Source organism: Nocardia sp. NPDC049737, from assembly GCF_040674755.1.
In the GTDB taxonomy this organism is placed as follows: domain Bacteria; phylum Actinomycetota; class Actinomycetes; order Mycobacteriales; family Mycobacteriaceae; genus Nocardia.
Window position 1 is genome coordinate 168832 of record NZ_JBFANH010000009.1, and the last position, 22565, is coordinate 191396.

Below are 22565 nucleotides of genomic sequence, written 5' to 3' on the forward strand. Positions count from 1 at the left end.
TTCGAACAGGTGCTGGAGCAGAAGATGGGTGTCGAGAAAAGTCAGCGCAAGGGACTTTCGGAAAAGGTTGTCGCAGTCGGTGTCGAGCGAATTCGTATTTCGGGGACCATCCGGGTCGGTGGGGTGAGTTCCCGGCACCTCGGTGTGCTGGCGCAACTGCCCGGTCCATTGCCGCCGATCGTGGTGCACCGCGCGACGATGGAGGTGATCGACGGCGTCCACCGTCTGGTGGTCGCCCGCCGACGGAAGGCGGTGTCGATCGATGTCGTCTTCTTCGAAGGTGCACCGCAGGAAGCGTTCGTGCTCGCGATCGAACTCAACAGCGCTCGCGGACTCCCGTTGTCGCTTGCAGACCGCAAAGCCGCAGCCGGACGGATGCTCGCGGATTTTCCCGAATGGTCGAACCGGCGGCTGGCTGAGCTGGCCGGATTGTCCGACAAGACCATCGCCGCGCTGCGGCGTGGGTCAGGTGCGGAATATCCGCACCCGCCCCGGCGGATCGGGCGTGACGGCACGGCATACCCGATGGATGCGAGCGCGCGCCGGCGACGGGCCCGAGAATTCTTGGAAGCCGATCCGGCGGCGTCGACTCGCGAGATCGCGTCGGCGGCAGGTATCTCGCCGACTACCGCGAAGGACGTCCGGCGGCGTCTGCGGGTGCAGCTCGGTGCCGCCTCGCAATATCGGCGGGATGGTGAGGTGGCACCGGAAGCGGCGCCCGCTGGCCTCGTCACCGGGTCAGCGAGACGTCCCCATTCGCCCGATCGCACACTGATGGCGCGCCGTCTGCGCGCCGATCCGTCCTTGCGTTTCACCGAGGTAGGCCGAAAGTTGTTGCGGTTGTTGGCAATTGCCGATCCTGCGCCGGAGGAATGGCAATCGATGGCCGACAGTGTGCCGCCACACTGTGCGTCCGCGGTTGCCGAACTTGCGAGGTGCTACGCGGAAAGCTGGGCGTCGCTGGCGGACTCGGTAAGTCGTCACCTCGGCGCCGACACCTGACCCACTACGAGGGCAACTGCCGGGCCGCGGCATCGAGATACTCGACACCTGGATGTGAAACATGAACACGAGCACCGGCGCTTCGTCCGAACGGTTGGACCTACGGATCTTCACCGAGCCCCAACAGGGGGCCGACTACAGTCGACTGCTCCGCGCTGCGACAGCGGCCGAGGACGCCGGATTCGATGCGTTCTTCCGGTCCGACCACTATCTGCGGATGGGGATGGCGTCCGGGCTCCCGGGATCTACCGATGCTTGGATCACGCTCGCCGGCTTGGCGCGGGAAACGACCCGGATCCGGCTCGGCACCCTGGTCACCTCCGCCACCTTTCGGCATCCATCCGTGCTGGCCATCTCGGTGGCGCAAGTGGATCAAATGTCCGGCGGCCGTATCGAAGTCGGCCTCGGCTCGGGCTGGTACGACGCCGAGCACATCGCCTACGGTATCGAACTGCCCGATTTCGGTACGCGCTTCGACCGCTACGCCGAGCAATTGGAGATCGTGACCGGCCTGTGGGAGACGCCCGAGGGTGCGACGTTCAGCTTTCACGGCAAGCACTATCGACTCGAAGACGCTCCAGCCCTACCCAAACCGACGCAGCGCCCGCGCCCGCCGGTCATCATCGGCGGTGTCGGCAAGAGGCGCACCCCGGCGCTGGCGGCCCGCTTCGCCGACGAATTCAACCTACCCTTCGTCGACTCCGCCACGGCCGCGGCGCAATTCGAGCGAGTGGACGCGGCGGCCCGGAAGTTGGGGCGCGACCCGAAGGAGATCATCCGCTCGGTCGCCCTCACAGTGTGTGTGGGCCGTGACGACGCCGAGGTCGCCCGCCGTGCCGATACCATCGGCCGCGAGCTCACCGATCTGAAGCGGCGCAACGAGCTGGTCGGCACCCCCGCCGAAGTCGTCGACAAGATCGGCCGATATCGCGAGGCGACCGGTATCACCCGTCTGTACCTGCAGTACTTGGATCTCTCGGACCTGGACCACCTGGACCTGGTCGCCGCAGAGATCGCACCGCAGCTGGACTGATCCCGGCGACACGCGGCGGCGATCAACCCTGGCGGCGACCCCGCCGCCGCCGCACTGGCCAAACCAATCTGTGGCCCTTTTCACATAATCGCGCGGGTATCGTGCATTATCGAGATGTCGCACCCGAATTCGCCATTCCTGACCCTGGGAATATCTAGCCCAGCGGCGGAGGCTCTTATACCATCGCGCTGATCCGAAATCACAGGAATTTCCCAGCGCGGCTTTCGGTCGACGATGATCGAGCCGATTTGCGCGCGAAATTCATGGACTATGGACCGGCCATCGCTCGCTTATCGTGCCGCCGTCCGTCGTAGAGTTAGCAGGAGTAGAACCGATGGTCTCGATCGCACAAGAACTCGTATCGCATCCGCACATGCAACAGCGCCACATACGGATCGGCGAGTCCTCGTTTCCCTATCTGTTCGGCAGCAACTGTCTCGACGCCATCGGCGAGACCCTGGATAAGCTCGACGCGGACAGATTCGTAGTCGTTACCGACGACCATGTCTTCGGGCTACACGGGCAGACATTGCTGCGCGCCCTCGGAACCGAGACACCCGTGACGGTTCTCCGCCATGAGCCAGGCGAATCCATGAAGACCCTTTCCTGCCTGGGTGAGCACATCGAGCAAGCCTTGCGAGATGGCGCCACGCGGAGATCGGTGGTCGTCTCATTCGGTGGTGGAGTACCGGGAAATCTGGCCGGGCTCATGGCCAGTCTGTTGTTCCGTGGGGTTCGTCTCGTTCATATACCGACCACAACTGTCAGCGCGATGGATTCGGTGCTGTCACTCAAGCAGGCCATAAATAGTCAGGTCGGCAAGAATCATGTGGGAAGTTACTACACGCCGACCGCAGTCCTGACCGACGTCGAACTTTTCACCACGCTATCTGCCCGGGAACTCCGCTCCGGACTCTGCGAGATGACCAAGAATTGTCTGGCCATCAAACCCGCAATCATTTCCGAACTACAAGAAATCTTGGCCACAGCGAACCTCGCCGCACCGGAGTCGCTCCTGTGGCTGTTGGATGCCAGCATCAGCGCGAAGGGGCAGGTAACAAAGAACGACACATACGAACGGAAGGACGGCCTCGTTCTCGAATACGGTCATACAGTCGGGCATGCCATCGAATTGCTGGACCATCGGCAACGCGATGCCGATGGGCTCTCACACGGGGAGTCCATCGCACTCGGCATGTTGATTGCCGCGCGAATATCGTTCGCGCGCGGGTGGCTGACGGACACCGACGTCAGCATCCACGACGAACTCGTGACAAGCCTCGGCGTGCGGACGACGATCCCGGACGGCGTCACGCCGGATGGCATTATCGACACGATTCGTGACGACAACAAACGGGGATACCTGCCACTGGCGGACGATGCCGCGGCTTTCGTGCTCCTCGAACAGCTCGGCCGCCCCGCACGATCGGGTGGCCTGCCGCTGGTTCCTGTTGCCTTCGACGAGGTATATGACGCATTGGAAGCGTTCGAAGCCGCGGGAACCGAGATGGCAACCCTCGGGGTTACCGGCCGATAGGCTGCCGTCGTGGCCGTCGCCTCAGCCCGGAACTCGCGGCAGGCGGCGGCCAGAAGCAGGTTCGTCCCCGACTGTGGTATCAGCGACCCAATATTGAATCCGACGTCAACTTCAACTACCCTCTGAGCCATCCGGCAACCGGCGCTCGAACGCGGACGCCCCGGTCAGCGCGCATGGACATGGAGGTTTCTTGTCGTGAAGAGCCGAGAGGTGCATCTGGTGGCCCGGCCCACCGGCGAGTCCACACCATCCTATTTCCGGATGGTGACCACGGATGTTCCGGATCAAGGCAGCGGGCAGTTGCTGGTACGGCTGAATGCCGAGGCGAACTGATGCGCGTGCAGAACGCGGTCGCGATCGTGACCGGCGGCGCGGGCGGCATCGGTGCGGCCATCGCGCAACGCCTACTCGAGCACGGCGCCCGGGTGCTGATCACCGACCGCGACGCGGACCGGCTCGCGGCGACGACCCGACAATTGACCGATGCATTTCCCGGCAAAGTGTCCGGACAGGCCGGTGACGCCGCATCCGAGTCCGACCTCCGCAAGCTAATCGAGACGGCCACAACAGAATTCGGCCCGGTCGATATGTTCTTCGCGAACGCCGGTGTCGGTGGCGGCCCCGGCCTCGACGCGACCGACGCGCAGTGGGAGCAAGCACTGGAGGTCAACGCCCTGGCCCACGTGCGGGCAGCGCGCTTGCTGGTCCCCGGGTGGCTCGAGCGCGGCAGCGGCTACTTCGTGAGCACCGCATCGGCGGCGGGACTGCTCACCCAACTCGGCTCGGCCACCTACACCGTGTCCAAGCACGCGGCCGTCGGATTCGCCGAATGGCTGGCGGTGACCTACGGGGATCTGGGTGTGCGGGTCAGCTGCCTGTGCCCGATGGGTGTCGATACCGCCCTGCTCACCGGACTCGGCACGGACGGCGGATCCGTCGGCGATCTGGCCACCCGGGCCGTCACCGGAGCCGGGGCCGTGCTGGCGCCACTCGATGTGGCCGATCGGGTGATCGAGGCGATCGAGGCCGAACGGTTCCTCGTGCTGCCACATGAGGAAGTCCGAGAATTCCTGCAACGCAAGGTGTCCGATCACGACCGGTGGATCGCGGGCATGCAGCGCTACCGCAGGTCGCTGTCATGAGCGCGCGCACCGCCGTGCTGTTCGACTTCGGCGGAGTCCTCACCACCGCCGTGCTCGCCGCCTTCGCCGAGTTCGGCGCGGAGATCGGCGACCCGCGGCTGCCGCTGCGTTTGCTCGCGCGCGATCCGGAAAGCAGTGCGCTGCTGGTGGATCACGAGGAGGGGCGCATCGGCCAGCGTGAATTCGAGATCGGGTTCGCGCGGCGACTGCGCGCGCATGGGGTCGATATCGCCGATGAGGGCCTTATCGATCGCATCCAGTCCCGGCTGCTTCCCGACCCGGCAATGATCGAGTTGGTCGCCGGTGTCCGCGCGGCGGGTTATCGCGTTGGTCTGCTGTCGAATTCGCTCGGCGACGACTGCTATGCGGGCTTCGACCTACCAGCCATGTTCGACGCGGTGACCATCTCCGCGGAGATCGGCACCCGCAAACCGTCCCGCCGGGCCTATCTCATCGGCTGCGAACGGCTCGGCGTCACGCCCGAGCAGACCGTCATGGTCGACGATCTCGAGCAGAACATCACCGCGGCCGAACTGCTCGGACTCGGCGGCATCGTGCACCGCGACGCCGAATCGACGGCCGCCCAGTTATGGCCGGCACTACAAATCCCCAGCTGACCCACTTTGCGGCGCGGTCGCTTTCGACCGCACGCACCGACGATCGGAGCCTCATGGACCTGTTCAGCACGTCCGAGCGCACCCAGCAGTACCAACGAGATCTGCGCGCCTTCATGGACGAATGCGTGTACCCGGCCGAGTCGGAATACGAAAAGCAGATGGCGGCATCCGGCGATCCACACCACCATCCGCAGATCGTCGAGGACCTCAAGACGGAGGCCCGCGCCCGCGGCCTGTGGAATCTGTTCCACCCGCATCCAGAATGGGGTCCGGGCCTGACCAATCTGGAATACGCCCCACTGGCCGAAATCATGGGCCGCAGTGCGCATCTCGCGCCTGAGGCGTGCAACTGTTCGGCACCCGACACCGGCAACATGGAGGTGCTCACCCTCTTCGGCACCCAGGAGCACAAGGAGCGCTACCTGGAGCCGCTGCTGAACGGCACCATCCGCTCCGCCTTCGCCATGACCGAGCCCGCCGTCGCCAGCTCCGACGCAACCAATATCCAGCTGCGCATGACGCGCGACGGCGACCACTATGTACTCAATGGCCGGAAGTGGTTCGCCTCCAACGCATTACACAAGAACTGCAAGGTGCTCATCGTCATGGGCAAGACCGATCCGGACGCACCCAAGCACCGCCAGCAGTCGATGATGGTCGTGCCCATCGACGCGCCCGGTGTCACGGTTATGCGTAATCTCCCGGTCTTCGGCTACGCCGACCGCGAGGGCCATGCCGAGATCGATTTCACCGATGTACGGGTCCCGGTCACCGATGTGTTGAAGGGCGAGGGTGAGGGTTTCGCGATCAGCCAGGCCCGGCTCGGTCCGGGTCGGATCCACCACTGCATGCGCGCCATCGGGATGGCCGAACGCGCGCTGGAGCTGATGTGCGCACGCGCCGAATCGCGAATCACATTCGGGCAGAAGCTGAGTGAGCGCGCCAATATCCAGGACTGGATCGCCGAGGCCCGCATCGATATCGAGCAGGCCCGGCTGCTGACACTCAAGGCCGCCTGGATGATGGATACCGTCGGCAATAAGGCGGCCCAGGTCGAAATCGCCGCGATCAAGATCGCCGCACCGGAGATGGCGCTGCGGATCGTGGACCGGGCCATCCAGGTGCACGGCGGCGCCGGTGTCACCGACGACTTCCCGCTCGCCAGCATGTACGCGCACCTGCGCACATTGCGTCTTGCCGACGGACCGGACGAAGTGCACAAACGCGCAATCGCGCGCGCCGAACTCGGTAAGTTCAGGACCGGGGCGTAGAACGGACAGGAATTAAATGCAGACAAGTAGCGAGCTCATTCAGCCCACCGCGGACGCGACCGGCTTCGATATCGATGCGGCCGCATTCGCGGACTGGGTGTCCTCGCTCGGTTCGACGTGTACCGCGCCGGTTCGCGCCGAACGGGTGGGGATCGGCCAGTCCAATCTGACCTTCCTGATCACCGACGCGGACGAGCGGCGGTGGGTATTGCGGCGTCCGCCGCTCGGCCACCTGCTGGCGTCCGCGCACGACGTGGCGCGGGAGGCCCGCGTCATGTCGGCCCTCGCGCCCACCGATGTCCCGGTGCCGCGCGTCCACGATGTCCGGCGAGAGGGCGATATCGCGCTCGTGCTCATGGAATTCGTTGACGGGCTGGTCATCGACGGAGTCGAGACCGCCGAAGGACTCAGCGTCGATCTGCGTCGCAGCGCGGGGTTGTCACTGGTGCGGACGCTGGCCCGCATCCACGCCGTCGACCTGGAAGCCACCGCGCTGAGCGACCTGGCCAGTCACAAACCATATGCGCAGCGGCAGCTCAAACGCTGGTCGGCACAGTGGGAGAAGTCGAAGACGCGGGAGTTGCCGCTGGTGGACCGTCTCACCGAACGGCTCCGGGCCGCCGTTCCCGAACAGCGCGAACTCGCGCTGGTGCATGGCGATTACAACCTGCGCAATGTGATCACCACGCCAGAGACGGGCGCGATCGCCGCCGTACTCGACTGGGAGCTGTGTACCCTCGGCGATCCATTGGCCGATATCGGCAGTCTGCTCGCCTACTGGCCGATGCCCGGCGAAGCGGCCATTCCGGGTACCGAAATGGTCACGCTCCCGGGTTTTCCGTCCCGCGCCGAACTGGTCGAGGAGTATCTCGCGATCACCGGACGCGATCGGCGGGCGCTCGGGTTCTGGCATGCGCTCGGTCTGTGGAAGCTCGCCGTCATCGCCGAGGGTGTGTACCGTCGCACCCTCGACGATCCCCGCAACCGTGCGGCCGCGGGCATTCCGACGACCGATATGGTCGACGGACTCGCCGAAACGGCCGATCGAATCGCCACCGAAGCCGGGTTCTGAGACGAAGCCGGGTTCTGAGACGACAACGGCCTGTCTCCCGATATCGCCAGGGAGACAGGCCATTTCGCATATTGGCTGGAGAGAGGTGACCGCCGGGAACAGGATGTCCGGCGGTCACACCGCTATCAGGGCACGAGTACCGACAGCGCTTCGGCAATACAGGCGGGCTTGTCGCCGCCCTCGCGTTCGATGGTCACCCGAGCCGTCACCTGGACCCCCGCTTTGGTCGGCTCGAGCTTCACCAGTTCTACTCCCGCCCGCACGCGAGTACCCGATGGCACCGGCGACGGGAAGCGAACCTTATTGCTGCCGTAGTTGATTCCCATCTTCACCCCGTCGACGCGGTACACCTGCCAGACCAACTGCGGCAATAGGGATAGGGTCAGATAGCCGTGGGCGATCGTCGTGCCGAACGGTCCCTGCGCGGCACGCTCCGGATCGACGTGAATCCACTGACGGTCACCGGTCGCCTCGGCGAACAGATCGATCTGCTCCTGGGTCACGGTGTGCCATTCGCTGTAGCCGAGATGGGTTCCCACGGCCTGCTCGAGCTCGCCGATTCCATTGAATACCTTCATATTCACTCCTCAGACTGTCGGCGCACCGGCGACGTAGAGTACCTGTCCGGTGACGTACGACGCGCCCTCGCTGACAAAGAACGACACCGTGTGCGCGATATCCTCGGGCTTGCCGACGCGCCCCACCGGAATCCGCGCCACCAGGGTCTTGCTGAACTCCTCGAACGAAACACCCATGCGCTCGGCGGTGGCGGCGGTCATCTCGGTTTCGATGAAGCCCGGCGCGACGGCGTTCACGGTGACGCCGAATTTACCGAGTTCGATCGCGAGCGTTTTGGTGAATCCCTGCAGTCCGGCCTTGGCCGCGGCGTAGTTGGCCTGGCCACGGTTGCCGAGCGCCGAAGTGCTGGAGAGATTGATGATGCGGCCCCAACCCGCGTCGGTCATGTACTTCTGCGCCGCGCGGCTCATCAGGAAGGATCCGCGCAGGTGCACGCCCATGACCGCGTCCCAGTCGTCGACGCTCATCTTGTACAGCATGTTGTCACGAATGATGCCCGCATTGTTCACCAGGACGGTCGGAGCGCCCAGTTCGGCGGCGACCCGCTCGACCGCCGCAGCGACGGCCTGTTCATCGGCGACGTTCGCGCCGACCGCGAGCGCCCGGCCACCGGCCGATTCGATCTCGGCGACAACGGTTTTGCAGGCCTGCTCGTCGAGGTCGAGCACGGCGATCGCGAATCCGTCTGCCGCCAGCCGCTTGGCGACGGTCGCGCCGATGCCGCGTGCGGCACCGGTCACGATGGCGGTTCGGGTTGTCTCACTGCTCATTACGGTTCTCTCTTTCGAATTCGGTTGGCACCGTTTACGGTTCGAAGATCACACGGCCGACGGTCTCACCGTCGGCGAGGCGCTGCAGTCCCGCAGCCACGTTATCCAGTGGTAGCCGCTCGCCGATCAGGGGTTTCACCGAACCCCGCTCGGCCAGCCCGGTCAACTCCAGATGGCAGTCGCGTACCGCCTGCGGATCCTTGTCGCGATACAGGCCCCAGTGCAGGCCGAGGATCGAATAGTTCTTCACCAGTGCGTGATTCAGCGCGGTGGACTGGATCTGGCCGCCCGCGAAACCGACGACCAGGATGCGTCCCTCGAAGGCGATGCATTTGGTGGACCGCTGATACACCTCACCGCCGACCGGGTCGTACACCACATCCGCACCGCGACCGCCGGTCGCGTCCCGCACAACCGAGACGAAATCCTGTGCGCTGCGATCCACCACGATGTCTGCGCCGAGCGCCCGCGCGACCTCGGCCTTGGCCGCGCTGCCGACCACCCCGATCACCGTGGCACCGGCCGCCTTACCCAATTGCACTGCCGCACTGCCGACGCCACCGGCCGCCGCATGTACCAGCAGCGTCTCCCCCGCCCGCAGACCAGCGCGTCGATGCAGGCCGAACCAGCCCGTCTGGTAGCCGATGAAGAGGGCGGCGGCCTCGGCATCATCGAGCGCCGCCGGGGCGGGAAAGACAGCCGCGGCGTCCATGACCGCCAGTTCCGCGAAACCTCCCCAGGGCAGTGCCGTAGTGCCGAGCACCCGGTCACCGACCGCGATGCCGCCGACGTCGGCACCTACCGCAACCACCTCACCGCACAGTTCCACCCCGGGGGTGAACGGGAGTTCGGGCTTGATCTGGTACTCGCCCCGGCACATCAGCACATCCGGGAAGTTCGCGGCCGCGGCGCGGGTCCGCACCACCACCTGGCCCGATGCAGGCTTGGGCTCCTCCAATTCGACCAGTCGCAATACCTGCGCCGGTTCGCCCAATTCCGTTACCCGCCACGCCTTCACGCCACACCTCCGGTCAGGGTGACGCCGCCGTCGACGACGATCAGCTGGCCGGTCAACCACGCCGCGTCATCGGAGAGCAGGAAGGCGGCGACGCTGCCGATGTCCTCGGGGACGCCGAGGCGCTTGAGCGGATAGGCCGAAGCGACCTGCTCCTCGCGGCCGTCATAGAGCGCGGTGGCGAATTGGGTCTTCACCACGGCGGGCGCGATCGCGTTCACCCGGATCGACGGACCGAGTTCGACCGCTAACTCCTGGGTGATGTGTACCAGCATCGCCTTGGTCGCCCCGTAGAACCCGATGCCGGGTGCGGGCTTGATTCCGGCCACTGACGCGACATTGACCACCGAGCCACCGTGCTCGCCCAGCCATGCCTTGTGCGCCTGTTGCACCCAGGAGATCGCCGCCAGGCAGTTCACCTCGAAGACTTTACGGGCCGCGGCCAGGTCGAGTTCGACCATCGGCCCGTACACCGGGTTGATGCCGGCATTGTTGACCAGGAAGTCGACCGAACCGAAGGTCTCCAGCGTGCGCTCGATGGCCTCGGTCTGATGTTCGACGTCGTCGGCTCGTCCCGCGACCGCGATGGCGCGCTCGGGTCCGCCGAGTTCGGCGACCACCGCGTCCAGCGCGTCTTTTTTGCGGGCGGTCACACAGACCCGCGCACCGTCGGCCACCAGCCGCTGCGCGATGGCCAGCCCGATACCGCGGCTGGCTCCGGTGACAACCGCCGTCTTCCCGTCGAAACGACCCATTACGTAAGCCTCTCCTGATGCCTGACCTGCGTGACCAAGACTCACCGAACTTGATTCCGACGTCAAGTTCAGAAGTTGCTCCGCGTCACGTGATACAGGTCACATGACTATTGCTCAGTGAGCTTCTTTCAACTGAAGAGCGTTGAACCACAACTGATTCAGCGTTTTCACCAACTTCTCGAAGGAGACCTTCCGCCCCTCGACGAATACGAAATACGCCATGCGGCTCACCATGCTCGACAGCGCCAGCGAGGTGACCTCGGCATCCAACTCGGCATCCACCAGGCCACGATCCTGCAGATTTCGAATCATCACGGCATTGCGATCAACGAATGCCAGGGCGCGTTCGAAGCGCAGCACCCGGAACTTCTCATCAATCTTCGACACCTGCTCGAGCACGGCCATCAGCCGCGCATTTCGCCGGTATGAGAGCAGATACTCGCGATTGGCGGCGGCGATCAGCTCGCGCGGATCGTCGATGCCGACCCGCTCCCGAACGTGCGGGTGCAGCATTTCCTCACGCACCTGCTCGACGACCGCGGCGAAGATCTCTTCCTTGCTGTCGAAGTAGGTATAGAACGATCCAGAGGCGACCCCGGCCGCCTTGGAGATATCGCTGATTCTGGCATCGAGGAAGCCGTCGCGTTCGAACACCTCGCGCGCCGCGGTCACCAGCGCGGACCTGGTGCGCATGCCACGCTTACTCCGTGGGGGCACCCGACCGGGCCGGTCCTCGGTGGCTTCCTGGGCGTTCACTGCCTCACTCGCTGTCGTACGGCTCTGACGTGGTGGATCGTAACAGCGCACACCGCTCCCGCGACCCCGCGATGCCGTGGGGCAACCAGGTTCGGCCCAACATCTATTGAACATGACGCCAAATTCAAGTAGCGTCCGACCCACTGGCGTGGCCTGGGTCACATCAGTTCTCGCCCACTCATCAATCTGGAGCAAGCCATGCCTGCGAATCCGGCTTCCCCGACCGCATCGGATCAGCCGACCAATGTCGCCGACCGGTGCTGGCAGCACGCCATCGAACGCCCCGACGCCATCGCGCTGCTCACCGCGGACGCACAGCTGTCCTACGGCGAATTGGCCAGGCGCAGCGCGGCTTACGGCGGCCTGCTGCGCGAATCCGGTATCGCCGCTGGCGACCGGGTGCTGCTTGTCGCGCCCACCGTCGGTGAATTCGTCATCGCATATCTGGGCGCGCAGCTCATCGGCGCCATCGTCATCACCATGAACACCATGGCAACCGCGCCCGAAATCGGTTATGTGCTGGATGATTCCGGTGCACGGATCGTCATCGTCTGGCACAGCGCGCAGCAGGCCGCGCAGGAGGCGGCCGCCGATCGGAATCTGCCGTTGCTCGTACTCACGCCGGGCGCGCATGCCGAGCCGTCGCAGCCCGTGGCCGAACCGGTGCGCCGCCGCACAGACGACACCGCGGTGCTGCTCTACACCTCCGGAACCACCGGCAAACCGAAGGGCGTCGAGCTCACCGTCGCCAACCTGACCGAGACCGCGCGGATCTTCACAGACCAGCTGCAGCTGGGCCCGGACGATCGCTTCGGGACCGGACTGCCACTGTTCCATGTCTACGGGCAGGCAGTGTGTCTGCTCACCGCGCTGCATGCGGGCGCATCCTTCGCCATGGTGACGCCCTTCGAACCGCGGGCCATGATCGCGATGATCCGCGATCAGCAGCTCACCCACGTCGCCGGTGTACCGACGATGTGGAATGCGATGCTGCACGCGGCCGGTGACTACGGTGCGGCGGATTTCGCGAGCCTGCGGCTTGCGGCATCCGGCGGGGCGTCACTACCCGGTGAGGTGATTCGAGCCTTCTCGGAACGCTTCGGCTGCACCATTCTCGAGGGCTACGGACTTACCGAATCCACAGGTGCGGCGACCTACAACCCGCTCAACCGCGAACAGCGGGTGGGATCGGTCGGCGCCGTGCTGCCCGGAACGTCGATCGAGGTCCGCGATCCAGACGGCAAGGTGGTGCCCGCCGATGCCGTGGGCGAGATCTTCCTACGCGGTCCGAGCATCATGAAGGGGTACTGGAACCGGCCCGACGCCACCGCCGCCGATTTGTCCGCGGGCTGGTTGAAGAGCGGCGATCTGGGCCGGGTCGACGCCGAGGGCTATGTCTACATCGTCGACCGCGCCAAGGACCTCATTATTCGCGGCGGATACAACGTCTACCCCCGCGAGGTCGAGGAAGTGCTCTACCAGCATCCCGACATCGTCGAGGTAGCGGTCGTCGGAATTCCGGACGACCACTACGGCGAGGACGTCGGCGCGGTCGTCGCCGCCACACCCGGGGTCGAACTCGACCCGGCGGATCTGCGGTCGTGGGCCAAAGAGCGGCTGTCCGCATACAAAGTGCCGCATCGCTTCGCCTTCACCGACCAGCTCCCCAAGGGCGCCACCGGCAAGATCCTCAAGCGCGCTCTCGACCCGAACCTCTTCACAGATAAGGCGAGCCGATGACCGCGATCCCCACTGCGACCGGAGCCGTCGACTCCGCCGAACTCGGCCGCGTCCTGGTGCATGAGCACGTCTTCGTACTGGGCGAGGAATTCCGGCAGAACTACGCCGACTGGGACGAGGACGCCCGCGTCGACGATGCCGTCCAGCAGCTCGACGAGTTGAAATCCCTCGGCATCGACACCATTCTCGACCCGACCGTGCTCGGGCTGGGCCGCTATCTGCCGCGCATCCAGAAGATCGCGGCCAGAACGGATTTGCGGATCATCGTCGCCACCGGCATCTACACCTACAACGATGTCCCGTTCCAATTCCATTACACCGGCCCCGGTTTGCTGTTCGACCGGCCGGAACCGATGGTGGAAATGTTCGTCAAGGACCTCACCGAGGGCGTCGCCGATACCGGTGTGCGCGCCGGATTCCTCAAGTGCGCCATCGAGGAGCCCGGACTGACGCCCGGCGTCGAGCGGGTCATGCGCGCGGTCGGGCAGGCGTCGACGCAAACGGGCGCGCCGATCACCGTGCACACCAACCCGCACACTCGATCCGGCCTGGTGGCGCAACGGGTGCTGGCCGAGGAAGGCGCGGACCTGAGCCGCGTGGTGATCGGTCACTCCGGCGACACCACCGACATCGATTACCTCACCGAACTCGCCGACGCCGGATCGCTGCTCGGCATGGATCGATTCGGGCTCGATGTCCTGCTGCCGTTCGAGGATCGGATCGACACCATTGTCGAACTGGTGCGGCGCGGCTACCTGGACAAGATCGTTATCGCGCACGACGCGGCGTGCCACATCGACTGGTTTGATCCGGAGGCCAAAGCGCAGGTGGCGCCGCGGTGGAACTATCGCCACATCAGTGCAGATGTGCTTCCGGCGCTGATCGCGCGGGGACTCACCGAGGACGATATCGACGCGATTCTGGTGCGCAATCCGCGCCGGTACTTCCAGAAGTAATGCACATAACGGAGAAATCCTTTGACTACCGTGTCCCCACACAGTGCCCATCTGACGTTCCGCGCGCTCGAGCCGATACACGGCATGATCTACTTCACCCCACACGGCCCAGAGGCGTACCGCGAGCTGGGCATTACCGACCCGCGCATGATGTACTTCGCCTCGCGGTCCGCGGCATTCGGGCCGGTGCCCGCCTCGGTCACCATCGCCACATTCTTCAATTTCAATCCGGTCGCGGTGCGGGCCGTCATCCCGGCCGCATGGGAAATCGCTGCTCCCGCAGAGATTTTCCGAGCTCGTATGCATGCGGTCGATCGGTCGCTTCGGCAGGCATGGGGCGATGACATCACCAGTCCTGAGGTGAGTGCAGCCGCCGAGCTTGCCCGGCGCGCCGCTGAACGTGCTTGCGAACGGCCGCAGGGGCGTGCGCTGTTCGCGGCGCATGCGGCGCTGCCGTGGCCTGAGGAACCGCATCTGGTGCTGTGGCATGCGCAGACACTGTTGCGGGAGTATCGCGGTGACGGACACGTCGCCCTGTTGCTGACGGCGGGGCTGGACGGGATCGAGGCATTGATCACACACAGCGCGACCGGTGAGATATCGCCGGAAGTGTTGCGCGCCAGCCGATCCTGGAGCGAGCAGGACTGGGCCGACGGTGTGCGACGGCTTCGGGCGCGGGGGTGGTTGGCCGATGATGGTGTCGTGCTCAGCGAACACGGCTCGCAGCGGCGTGGTGCGATCGAGAGCCAGACGGATGAACTCTCGGTCTACCCGTACGAGGCGATCGGCGAAGCCGGATGTGCGCGCCTGCGTGCGCTGGCTTCGCCGTTGGCGATCCGGGTTCTCGAAGGCGGCCTCGGATTCCCGCCGATGCTGTCCGCACGCTACCGGCAGGTGGTCGGGTAGTCCTGTCAGCTGACGCTGCGGGCGAAATCGATCAGTGCGGCGCTGACTTCGGCTGCGCGTTCCTGTTGAATCCAATGTCCCGCCCCGTCGAGGACAATGGAGGCCCGCAGGTCGGACAGTATGGCGGCCATCTTGGCTGTCGGGGTGAACCGGATGACGGCATCCTCCGATCCGGCGATGAACAGCGCGGGCTGGTGGATCTTCGCATCAGCCAGGTGCGCGCTCTGTTCCCAGTTGCGGTCGAGGTTGCGGTAGTAATTGAGCCCGCCGGTGAACCCGGTGGCCGTGAAAGTCGCTATGTAGTAACCGAGTTCGTCTGCACTCAGCCATGCCGGAGCTGCCATCTCGGAACCGTTGCCGCTCAACAGATCCCGCGCACCGACGACATCGTCCTGCAGCAGAGTACGACGCACATCCGACGCGAGCTCCGCGTCCGCACGGCCCGGCTCCTGGAACCAGCACATATAGAAGTCGTCACCCAGCCGCGATCGCAGAATCGGCAACGGCGGCGCGACCGACCGCGGCGTAGCCGGAACACTCAACCCCGCAACGGCCCGCACCCGATCCGGATGCCGAAGGGCCAGCTGCCACACCACCGACGCACCCCAGTCATGACCGACGAAGATCGCATCCTCGACACCGACCTCATCGAGCAACCCGACAAGATCACCACATAGCGCGACCATGTCGTAATCCTCGATCCGCCCCGGCCGAGAACTACCACCGTATCCACGCATATCCGGCGTCAACGTCCGAAAACCCGCTTTGGCAAGCGCGAAAACCTGGTGCCGCCAAGAGAATCCGAGCTCGGGAAAGCCATGACAGAACACCACCGGGGGACCGTCACCATGCTCGACAACCCGCAACTCGATCCCATTGGTCGCGACCTGCCGACTACCCAGCCCCAGCCACTCATCGAGCAGATTACGTGAATCCATGGGTCACCTCGTCTACCACGGCAATATAGATCGCCACCGTATTCGATTCTGACGTCGAGTTCAACTTCCGACGGCCGACGCCTGGTATCCGAGAACCGGCTCGAACTCGAGGTCGCGCCGCTGGCCTGCGTAGAGCTGGGATTGGATCCACCGCAGCGCTGTCGCGGCTGATCTCAGCCTTCCGCCAACTCCTGGGCGGCTTCTTGGCCCGCCACGCCGGTTCGCCGCAGGAAGTCGGCGATCACCTCGAGTTCGGCTTCGGAGTAGCGAACACACAGTTCATCCCATGCGGTTGTTCATGCCGGAGAACAGCTCGAATAGTTCCGAATTTCGTTCGCGCACAGCGTGTAAGGTGACCGCGCGACGGTCCGTGGAGTCCGGGTCACGTTCGCGGACGATCCATCCGCCCTTCTGCAGCCGATCGAGGATTCCGGTCATGGTCGCGGGGTGCAGTCCGGCGTGGCGCGCCAAGGCCGTCGGGGACATGGGGCCGTGTCGGTTGATCAGGTCGAGGCAAGTCCAATCGACGTCCTCGAGTTCGACCCCACCGAAACGGCGATTGAGCAGCGAAAGCTGAATATTCAAGTCACGCAATGCTTCCCGCACGTCGGCCGTCAGTCTCCGACGGCTGCGGGTCGAAGCAGGACCCGTTACTGAATTCATTGTCCGCCACCTCGCCTACGTTTATACGGTTTTCATATCATACGTAGGCGAGGGGCAGATACGGCTCGCGGACGTGCGTGATCGGCTCCGATCAGACCGGAACGACGCGGAAGACCGCGATTCGATGCGCCGATGCGGCCACGCCATCGGGAGTGGCGGCTTCGGCCAGTCCGGTGGTGACGAAACGCTTGCCGACGCTCTTCGGACTCGTCGACACCAATTCGTGCAGCAGCGGCGGGCGCTCGTCTACCGGCACCTCGACCAGGCGCGCCGTGGACGACCTGCGACCGCGGGTCAGCGTGACGGTTTCGGCCGCACGCGCATTCACGACCCACGCGGCCTTCGGGAACGCCTGGAAGATGAAGCGACCACTGTCGAGCTTGTTCACCGCGATCGGGAAGGTGCGCAACTGCCCGCTGCGCCGCCCCGCGACCGTGAGCAGTTGCATAGGACCGAAGGCGATGCCTATCCGCTGCAGCCCGACGATGACCTTGTTGATGGTGTTGGTTGTCCGACGGTAACTATCTGCACTCATGCTTACAATCGTAGCCGAGATTATATGTGTTTCATATCTTCTACTTCACATATCGGCACCACTGAACGCGTCATCTGCTGCCCACCGACGATTCATCGCCGACGTAGGCCGACCACAGCCTGCGGTACGGGCCGTCGACTTCGAGAAGTTCGGTGTGGCGGCCGGTTTGGAGCAGTCGGCCCTCGCCGACGACCAGGATGAGGTCGGCAGCCGCGGCGGTGGCCAGGCGGTGGGCCACGACGATGGTGGTACGACCCGCGATGAGCACATCGACGGCCGCGCGGACGCGGGCATCGGTGGCCAAGTCGAGAGAGGCGGTGGCCTCGTCGAGTATGAGGATGTCTGGTTCCACCAATTGGGCGCGCGCCAGGGCCAGTAGTTGGCGCTGACCGGCGGACAGACCCGCACCGTGCGCACCGATCGGCTGGCGGTAGCCGTTTTCGAGGGCGGCGATCATCTCGTGCGCGCCGACAGCGCGTGCCGCCCATTCTATTTCGGCCGGGGTGGCATCGGGCTTGCCGTAGGCGATGGCGGCGTGCACAGTGTCGCCGAACAGGAATGGTTCCTGCGGCACCACACCCAGCCGTTTGCGATAGTCGCGCAACCGATATCGACGGATATCGACGCCGTCGACGAGTACCGCGCCCTCGGTGGTGTCGTACAGGCGCGCGAGCAGTTTCACCAGAGTGGATTTGCCCGCACCGGTTTCGCCGACCACGGCCACCTTCTCGCCGGGCGCGATCGTCACATCGATATTCGACAGCACCCGCGTACCGGCACTGTCGTAGGCGAAACCGACACCGCGGAACTCGATTTCGCCCGCCAGCCGGTCGACGGTGCGGGCATCGGGTGCGTCCGGCGTGGTGACGGGTTCGCGCATCAGGACGCCGATGCGCTCGACACCGACGACCGCCTGCTGATAGCTGTCGAAAACCTGCGACAGCTGCTGAATCGGCGCGAACAGCAGATCAATGTAGAGCAGGAATGCGATCAAAGTGCCTGCGGTGAGCGCGTTCTCGCGCACCTGGTGCACACCGACGGCGAGTACGGCGGCGGTGGCGATCACCGACACGATCTCGATGAACGGGAAGAACAGCGCCATCAGCGTCTGGCTGTGCAGCCGCGCATTGCGGTAACCCCAGGAACGGCGCTCGAATTCGCGCTGGTTGATCGCCTCCCTGCGGTAGGCCTGGGTCACCGCGATGGTGTCGACATTTTCCTGCAGATAGGCGTTGGCGGCACTGACCTGTTCGCGCGCGAGGTTGTACGCGGGCACCGAGGCTCGGCGGAACGCGACCGTGGCGGCCATCAGCACCGGCAGCAGCGCGAACACCACCAGCGCCAACTCGGCATCGATCACAACCAGCGCGACCACCACGCCGCCGATGGTGAGCGTGCTGGTCAGGGCCACTGTCAGCCCGGTCTGCAGAAAGGTGGACAGCCCGTCCACGTCGGTGATCATCCGGGTCATGATGCGGCCGGCCAGTTCTCGCTCATAGAACTGCAGACCCAGCCGTTGCAGTTGCGCGAAGACCTTCACGCGCAGCCCGTACAGCAACCTTTCCCCGGCCCGCCCGGTAACCCGCACCTGCGCGACGGTGATCACCCAGTCCACGACCACCAGCACCAGCGCCGAGGCCGCCGCCAGCAGCAGGACCTGGCGGGCACCGACCAGCACACCCCGGTCGATGCCGTAGCGCACCAGGAACGGAATGAGCGTCTGCGCCAGCGCGTCCAGGGCCACCAGTCCCAGTCCGGCCAGCAGCGGCACCGCGAAGGGCCGCAGCAATCCTGGCAGATCGAAGTTCGGCTCCGGGGTGTGCGAAAACTGTTCGGGCACATCGGGTTCACCGGTCACTGCGGGCAACCGGTCGATCAGTGCGCGCACATCGCCGCTGGGTGGCGCACTCGACATCATCCCGCCACCCAGATGACCGCCCATGCCTCCGGGCCCGCCCGCGGCCCGCTGGGAGAATGCCTTCGCCATCTGCTCCAGCGTGCGCGACTCGTCACCGTCGGTGTCGGTGTGCACCCACAATCCCGCGGTGGGCACGGGGTCGGTTACCGCGGTCAGATCGGCCGCGATACTCGCCGGATCGGGCGGGGTGAACAGGGTGTGGAACAGCTCGCCGGAAGCCTGCAGCTCGTGCAGGGTGCCGAGTTCGGCCACCCGTCCGCCGTCGAGCACCGCGACCCGGTCGGCCAGCGCCAGCGTCGAAATGCGGTGTGCCACCACGATTGTGGTGCGCCGACGCACCTCGGCGGCGATGCGGGCGAAGATCTCCTCCTCCACCTGTGCGTCGATGGCGGAGGTGGCATCGTCGAGGACCAGCACCGGGGCGTCGGTGATCAGGGCGCGTGCCAAAGCCAGTCGTTGCCGCTGCCCGCCGGAAAGCCGTTGTCCGCGTTCCCCGATGACGGTATCGAGCCCTTCGGGCAGCGCGGCGACGAAATCGGCGGCGGCGGCCAGATACAGTGCGTGCCATACCTGTTCGTCGGTAGCGTCCGGGCGTCCGTAGGAGACGTTGGCTCGCACGGTGTCCGCCATCAGCGAGGTGTCTTCGAAGACCATAGCCACTCGACTCCGCAGGTTCGAGAGCTCGCGGATATCGGTGCCATCCAACAGGATCCGGCCCGCATCGGGATCGAACAATCGCGGTAGCAGCTGCACCAGAATCGATTTGCCGGAACCGGCCGCACCCGCGATGGCGACCGTCTCCCCCGGCTCGACCGTGAGATCGAGATCGCGCAGTACCGCAGGCTGACCCTCGAAAGCGAAACGCACACCGTGGAATTCGATCCGTGGCGCACCGTCCGAGACGTCGACGGCCTGCCCAGCGGCCGACTCGCCCGGCGGTGGGGTCTCGATCACTTCGCGCACCCGTTCCAGCGATGCCTTCCCCTGCTGGCTGACCGTCAGCAGCATGGAGAACATGCGGACCGGCGTGGCGAACGACCCCAGATAGGTCATGAACGCGAGAAATGTGCCGAGCGTGATGGACTGCCGCAACGCCAGCAGCCCACCGACCACGAGAACCAACGCCTGCCCTGCCGCGGGCACCGCCTGCATAACCGGCGTGAACCGGCTGGTAATGCGGGTGACGCGCAGCCGCGACCGGTACAGGTCACGAGCGGACGCGGCCAACTGCTCGAGTTCGTGCGATTCCTGCCCGAACCCCTTCACCACCCGCACCCCGGCCACCGCGGCCTCCACCCGCATGGCGACCTCGGCTGCCCGGGCCTGCGCATCCCAGTTGGCCGGGAAAAGCACACGCTGACTGCGCGCGGTGATCAACCACAGCGCGGGCACCACCAGCAGCGCGATCACGCTCAGCATCGGCGACATCGACGCCATCAGCAACAGCGACGCGGCGATCAGCACAACATTGCCCGCGACCAGCGGAACCAGTTGCAGGAACATCTGGATCAACGTCACATCGGTAATGGCGCGACTGACCACCTGCCCGGTGTACAGCCCCGCCCGCTGGCGTCCGTTCAGGCGCAGCAGCGCCGCGAACAGGTCGCGGCGCAGGTCGTGCTGCACATCCAGTGACAGCCGCGAGGATCCGGTCCGCCGCAGGTATCCCGCGACGAACCGGACGGATCCGATCGCCAACAGCACGAGCACCCACGGCAGCACCGATGCGGCTGTGCTGGTCAAGGTGTCGACCACATGCCGCACCAGCAGCGGCAGGATGGCCGTGAGTACCGCGGCCACCACCGAACCCACACACGCGACGCTTACCGTCCACCGATGTTCGGCACAGCGCCGCAGCAGATAACGAATCCAGCCGTCGGCAGTCGCGTCGCCGGAACAGTCCGAGCCCGAACTCATCCGGCGACCACGAGTGCGTCCGCGTCGGCGAACTGGTTGGTGGGCCGCTCCAGGCCGTAGTGCCCGCGCAGCGTGGTCTCGGTGTACTCGGTGCGGAACAGTCCGCGCCGCTGCAGAATCGGCACCACCTCGTCGACGAATCGTGCCAGGCCCGAGGGCAGGACGGCGGGCATGATGTTGAATCCGTCCGCGGCGCCGCGGGTGAACCATTCCTCGATGGTGTCGGCCACCTGTTCGGCGGTACCCGCGAAGGTGTGGTGGCCGCGTCCGCCGCCGAGTCGTCCGATCAGCTGGCGCAGCGTAAGCCGTTCGCGCCGAGCCAGATTCACGATGAGGGTGAAGCGGCTCTTGGCGCCCTGGATCTCGTCCTCGGTGGGCAGATCCTCGGGCAGTTCGCTGTCCAGGTCGAGGTCCTCCACCGGAATGCCCCAGGTGCGGGCCAGCTGGCGCTTGGCGTATTCGGGCGAGATCAGCCGTTCCAGCTCGGCATCCAGTTCGCGGGCGTGCTCCTCGGTATCACCGATGACCGGCACGATGCCCGGCAGGATCTTGATGCTCTCCGGATCGCGGCCGAATGCGACGGCGCGGCGCTTCAGGTCGGTGTAGAACTCGAGGCCGTCCTCGATCGTCTGCTGTGCGGTGAACACCGCTTCGGCATAGCGGGCGGCGAATTCCTTACCGTCCTCGGAGGATCCGGCTTGCACGAGCACCGGGTACGCCTGCGGCGAGCGCGGCACATTCAGCGGGCCCGCGACCTTGAAGAAGTGTCCCTCGTGTTCGATCTTGCGGACCTTGTCCGGGTCGGTGTGAATCCCGGATTCCTTATCGGCGAGTACTGCGTCGTCCTGCCAGCTGTCCCACAATTTCGTTGCCACATCGACGAATTCGGCGGCCTTGTCGTAGCGCAGCTTGTGGTCGGGGACATCGTCGAGCCCGAAATTTCGCGCGGCATCCGCACCGGCGGTCGTGACGATATTCCAGCCGACGCGCCCGTTCGACACCCAGTCCACCGACGCGAATCGGCGCGCCAGGTTGAACGGCGAGTTGTAGCTGGTGGACGCGGTGGCGATGAGCCCGATCCGCGAGGTCTGCACGGCGATCGCGGTGAGCAGGACGGTCGGCTCCAGCTTGCCGCTGGGGCGGCGGCCGGTATCGCCGAAGAGCACCGGGCTGTCGGCGAAGAAGATGGAGTCCAGCTTTCCGCGCTCGGCGATGCGCGCGAGGTTCACGTAGTGCTCGATCTTGGTGTTCGAGTGCGGATCGGACTCGGGCAGCCGCCACGAAGCTTCGTGATGTCCGGTCGACATCAGAAATGCGTTGAGGTGCAATTGTTTCGACATGATGTTCCTTTCAGACGCCGGCGGGGACGACGCCGAGCGTGGTCAGTAGGGTGCGGCGGATGCGCGGCTGCCCGTACCGCATCGCGCACCGGCAGTGACGCCC

The 22565-nt window shown here is 65.3% G+C and carries 21 protein-coding genes; 11 read left to right on the plus strand and 10 right to left on the minus strand.

The features are described 5' to 3' along the window. Positions 1-24: 24 nt before the first annotated feature. From AB0J47_RS14970 to AB0J47_RS15005, 8 genes are all read left to right on the plus strand, one after another. On the plus strand, positions 25-1002 hold the full coding sequence (locus AB0J47_RS14970) for a ParB/RepB/Spo0J family partition protein (RefSeq protein ID WP_364345536.1): 978 nt from the start codon (positions 25-27) through the stop codon (positions 1000-1002). 94 nt (positions 1003-1096) lie between these two features. Continuing rightward, positions 1097-2035, plus strand: coding sequence for an LLM class F420-dependent oxidoreductase (locus AB0J47_RS14975; RefSeq protein ID WP_364345719.1), 939 nt, complete (start codon positions 1097-1099; stop codon positions 2033-2035). 334 nt (positions 2036-2369) lie between these two features. After that, entirely contained in the window at positions 2370-3572 is a 1203-nt protein-coding gene (locus AB0J47_RS14980) for a 2-deoxy-scyllo-inosose synthase (protein WP_364345537.1), read from the plus strand. Positions 3573-3767: 195 nt separating this feature from the next. Next, positions 3768-3905 carry a hypothetical protein gene (locus AB0J47_RS14985; protein ID WP_364345539.1) on the plus strand — a complete coding sequence of 46 codons (138 nt, stop codon included), beginning with the start codon at positions 3768-3770 and terminating at the stop codon, positions 3903-3905. Further along, positions 3905-4714: an SDR family oxidoreductase gene (locus AB0J47_RS14990; RefSeq protein WP_364345541.1), complete on the plus strand. Its 810-nt coding sequence runs from the start codon at positions 3905-3907 to the stop codon at positions 4712-4714. Before AB0J47_RS14985 ends, AB0J47_RS14990 begins: the two co-directional genes overlap by 1 nt. Next, entirely contained in the window at positions 4711-5331 is a 621-nt protein-coding gene (locus AB0J47_RS14995) for an HAD family phosphatase (RefSeq protein ID WP_364345543.1), read from the plus strand. The genes AB0J47_RS14990 and AB0J47_RS14995 overlap by 4 nt, the downstream gene beginning before the upstream one ends. 53 nt (positions 5332-5384) lie before the next feature. After that, the gene (locus AB0J47_RS15000) at positions 5385-6602 is read left to right on the plus strand and encodes an acyl-CoA dehydrogenase family protein (RefSeq protein WP_364345545.1); all 1218 of its coding nucleotides are present in this window, start codon (positions 5385-5387) and stop codon (positions 6600-6602) included. A gap of 16 nt (positions 6603-6618) precedes the next feature. Then, complete coding sequence (locus AB0J47_RS15005; RefSeq protein ID WP_364345547.1) at positions 6619-7674, plus strand: phosphotransferase family protein; 1056 nt, start codon at positions 6619-6621, stop codon at positions 7672-7674. A gap of 125 nt (positions 7675-7799) precedes the next feature. Here AB0J47_RS15005 and AB0J47_RS15010 read toward each other — a convergent pair whose 3' ends face one another. From AB0J47_RS15010 to AB0J47_RS15030, 5 genes are all read right to left on the minus strand, one after another. Continuing rightward, positions 7800-8252, minus strand: coding sequence for a MaoC family dehydratase (locus tag AB0J47_RS15010; RefSeq protein WP_364345549.1), 453 nt, complete (start codon positions 8250-8252; stop codon positions 7800-7802). Between the two features lie 9 nt (positions 8253-8261). Further along, the gene (fabG, locus tag AB0J47_RS15015) at positions 8262-9023 is read right to left on the minus strand and encodes a 3-oxoacyl-ACP reductase FabG (RefSeq protein WP_364345551.1); all 762 of its coding nucleotides are present in this window, start codon (positions 9021-9023) and stop codon (positions 8262-8264) included. A 34-nt stretch (positions 9024-9057) separates the two neighbouring features. Continuing rightward, positions 9058-10041, minus strand: coding sequence for an NADPH:quinone oxidoreductase family protein (locus AB0J47_RS15020; protein WP_364345553.1), 984 nt, complete (start codon positions 10039-10041; stop codon positions 9058-9060). Next, on the minus strand, positions 10038-10793 hold the full coding sequence (locus AB0J47_RS15025) for an SDR family oxidoreductase (RefSeq protein ID WP_364345555.1): 756 nt from the start codon (positions 10791-10793) through the stop codon (positions 10038-10040). Before AB0J47_RS15025 ends, AB0J47_RS15020 begins: the two co-directional genes overlap by 4 nt. Before the next feature lie 114 nt (positions 10794-10907). Next, complete coding sequence (locus AB0J47_RS15030) at positions 10908-11549, minus strand: TetR/AcrR family transcriptional regulator (protein WP_364345556.1); 642 nt, start codon at positions 11547-11549, stop codon at positions 10908-10910. A 198-nt stretch (positions 11550-11747) separates the two neighbouring features. On the opposite strand from AB0J47_RS15030, the gene AB0J47_RS15035 reads away from it, so the two are divergent. The 3 genes from AB0J47_RS15035 to AB0J47_RS15045 are packed head-to-tail and all read left to right on the plus strand — an operon-like array spanning position 11748 to position 15151. Beyond that, entirely contained in the window at positions 11748-13289 is a 1542-nt protein-coding gene (locus AB0J47_RS15035) for a long-chain fatty acid--CoA ligase (RefSeq protein WP_364345558.1), read from the plus strand. Further along, on the plus strand, positions 13286-14245 hold the full coding sequence (locus AB0J47_RS15040; protein WP_364345560.1) for a phosphotriesterase-related protein: 960 nt from the start codon (positions 13286-13288) through the stop codon (positions 14243-14245). Before AB0J47_RS15035 ends, AB0J47_RS15040 begins: the two co-directional genes overlap by 4 nt. Before the next feature lie 30 nt (positions 14246-14275). Then, positions 14276-15151 (plus strand): hypothetical protein, encoded by an 876-nt coding sequence (locus AB0J47_RS15045; protein ID WP_364345721.1) that lies wholly within the window; start codon positions 14276-14278, stop codon positions 15149-15151. Between the two features lie 5 nt (positions 15152-15156). On the opposite strand, the gene AB0J47_RS15050 is transcribed toward AB0J47_RS15045, so the two are convergent. The 5 genes from AB0J47_RS15050 to AB0J47_RS15070 all read right to left on the minus strand — a co-directional run bounded on the left by AB0J47_RS15050 (position 15157) and on the right by AB0J47_RS15070 (position 22462). Further along, complete coding sequence (locus AB0J47_RS15050; protein WP_364345723.1) at positions 15157-16053, minus strand: alpha/beta hydrolase; 897 nt, start codon at positions 16051-16053, stop codon at positions 15157-15159. A 315-nt stretch (positions 16054-16368) separates the two neighbouring features. Continuing rightward, positions 16369-16752 carry a MarR family transcriptional regulator gene (locus AB0J47_RS15055; protein WP_364345562.1) on the minus strand — a complete coding sequence of 128 codons (384 nt, stop codon included), beginning with the start codon at positions 16750-16752 and terminating at the stop codon, positions 16369-16371. A gap of 91 nt (positions 16753-16843) precedes the next feature. After that, complete coding sequence (locus tag AB0J47_RS15060; protein WP_364345564.1) at positions 16844-17287, minus strand: nitroreductase/quinone reductase family protein; 444 nt, start codon at positions 17285-17287, stop codon at positions 16844-16846. Between the two features lie 70 nt (positions 17288-17357). Beyond that, positions 17358-21122, minus strand: coding sequence for an ABC transporter ATP-binding protein (locus AB0J47_RS15065; protein ID WP_364345566.1), 3765 nt, complete (start codon positions 21120-21122; stop codon positions 17358-17360). Then, the gene (locus tag AB0J47_RS15070) at positions 21119-22462 is read right to left on the minus strand and encodes an LLM class flavin-dependent oxidoreductase (protein ID WP_364345568.1); all 1344 of its coding nucleotides are present in this window, start codon (positions 22460-22462) and stop codon (positions 21119-21121) included. Before AB0J47_RS15070 ends, AB0J47_RS15065 begins: the two co-directional genes overlap by 4 nt. Positions 22463-22565: the final 103 nt, after the last annotated feature.